The following is a 1,897-nucleotide window of genomic DNA, read 5'->3' on the forward strand; positions in this document are numbered from 1 at the left end:
CTGCTTTCGCGAGAGGGAGCGCTGCCGAAAAGTAGTGATCCCACGCTTGCTGCTCTTCATCGGTGTATTTGTCAGCCATGTTTGAGCTCCTTTTTATTGAGCCCCAAAACTAGCACTATGCGCGGACAGCAAACAGCCCACGCTTCTGTAGATAGTCAGCAAACTGCGTGGCGCTCGGGCGATCCGGTGCCGCTGGCAAGAGTCGGCCGCTGGTGTTGGGGATCGTCGCGTATTCGCGAGTTACCGCACCCTCGACGCGCTCCAGCGTTACCGCACCTTTACGCTTCTCGATCGGATCGATGTCGTCGGTGTGGATTTCAGCAGCCAACGCCATCTGGCCGTATTGGATGCGCGCCGGCAGGTAGTTCTCGGGTTTGAACTCGTAATCCAGTTCGATACCCCGGCGCGGCCAGGACAATGCCTGGTCGCTGTCCATCTTGCGTCCCTTCCACTTCATGCCATCCATCGCCAAGGCCGCTCGGCGCAACAGCGCTTCCTGCGCGGGCACTTCCCCCGGGATGGTCACGCCGAACTTGCCGGCGTACATGACCAAATCCTCGGCGCTCGCATAGCTTTCGGCGTCTGGCTTGCCGGTACCGTCCTCAACGATGAGAGCCATGAATCATCTCGCTGGAATGAGTTTTGAATGATTGGGCATCAGTGATGCTAACACCCGCAGTATCACGCCTTGGGCAGATCAGCGATGAGCTTTTCCAAGGATTCTTTCGAAGCATTCGCCCGGTACGTCACGCCGGCCGCGTCGAGCTTGGCTCTCAGGGCTTCGACTTCCTGCCCTTCGTCAGCCTTCAGAGATTCGATCTCCCCACGCAGCGTCTCGTTGTCCGTAGCAAGAGAATCGCGACTGGTGGCCAGCTCATCCACCTGGGTACGAATGTGGTCCAGCGCGTCGTAGAGACGGATCGCCAATTCGCCGCATTCCGGTTTCACGATCTCGCCAGCTTCGAGACCGTCAATAACGGCGCGGACCGTATCGCTCTCGGCCCGCAGCTTGCCGATCAGCTCTTCCAATTCGCTCTGATCGCCGCTAACAACAGCCATAGCTGCCGGAGCTGGCACTTCTTTCAGTGTTACTTCGGGAGTGTTGTCGGCTTCGTCGTCCCGACCCTCTGTCACGTTCGCGTCGATGATGCGCAGACCGACCTCCTTGGCCAACGCCTTCACGTCTTCCCGGTATTGGTGGAATGGCCCAGGTAAATACCAGATGTTCTTATTGCTCATGATCGTTTCCTCGCCGAGCCGAGCACGAAGYCCGGCTCCGCCATCAGGGGTTACTTGGAGGCATCACCGATCAGAGCAACACCGGCGGTGTCCTTGATGCTGGCAGCGGTTTTGTCCCAGTTGGTGCCGGTGGCCAGCGCCGCGTTGGATGGAGACTTGCCACCGTTGGTGGTGTCCCAGGTGTAACCCTTCAGGCCCAGGCCAAACGTGTAATCGGTTTGGATGGTGGTTTCGATTCGCTCTTTGCCGTTGACGGTTTGAACGTTCGAGATGATGTCGCGGTTGTCGTGAACCAATGCAGCGCCGCTTACCAGCCCCAGGATGATTTCCTTGTTCGGAGTGCCAGTCTGCATCAAGGCCGGAGCATCAGTGACAACCGAGACTTTACCCAGGATGTCGACCACGCGAACGTTGCCGGCCACAAACAGGTTGGTGGAATTGCCGATGGCTTGACCAACCAGCTTGTGCCAGGTGGTGCCCTGCATGATCTGAGCAACAATCGATTGGCTGGCATCACCGAACTTTGCATGCGCGTTGTTCAGACCTGCCTGAGTGATGCCCGCAGTTGCGGACACGTCGTTTACGGCAGCGGACTGCGCAGTGATCGCAGCTACCAGAGCAGCGATGGCGGTGTTCAGTTGATCCTTCAGCAGGACCT

Annotated in this window: 3 protein-coding genes; all 3 read right to left on the reverse strand. The window is 58.3% G+C overall.

Annotated features, from left to right (window positions below; translation table 11 throughout):
* Window positions 1–115: 115 nt before the first annotated feature.
* Window positions 116–619: a DnaT-like ssDNA-binding protein gene (locus ACXRVY_RS26650; RefSeq protein WP_457265753.1), complete on the reverse strand. Its 504-nt coding sequence runs from the start codon at window positions 617–619 to the stop codon at window positions 116–118.
* A gap of 62 nt (window positions 620–681) precedes the next feature.
* Window positions 682–1,239 carry a hypothetical protein gene (locus ACXRVY_RS26655; RefSeq protein WP_457265754.1) on the reverse strand — a complete coding sequence of 186 codons (558 nt, stop codon included), beginning with the start codon at window positions 1,237–1,239 and terminating at the stop codon, window positions 682–684.
* Between the two features lie 50 nt (window positions 1,240–1,289).
* Window positions 1,290–1,897: major capsid protein (locus ACXRVY_RS26660; protein ID WP_458238690.1), on the reverse strand; the 608-nt coding region annotated here is incomplete at its 5' end.

It is taken from the genome of Pseudomonas sp. P5_A2_2 (assembly GCF_054177685.1).

Bases quoted from the DNA above. Each gene is read 5' to 3' on its own strand.
- ACXRVY_RS26650 (WP_457265753.1), bottom strand. From the start codon at position 619: ATGGCTCTCATCGTTGAGGACGGTACCGGCAAGCCAGACGCCGAAAGC.
- ACXRVY_RS26655 (WP_457265754.1), bottom strand. From the start codon at position 1,239: ATGAGCAATAAGAACATCTGGTATTTACCTGGGCCATTCCACCAATAC.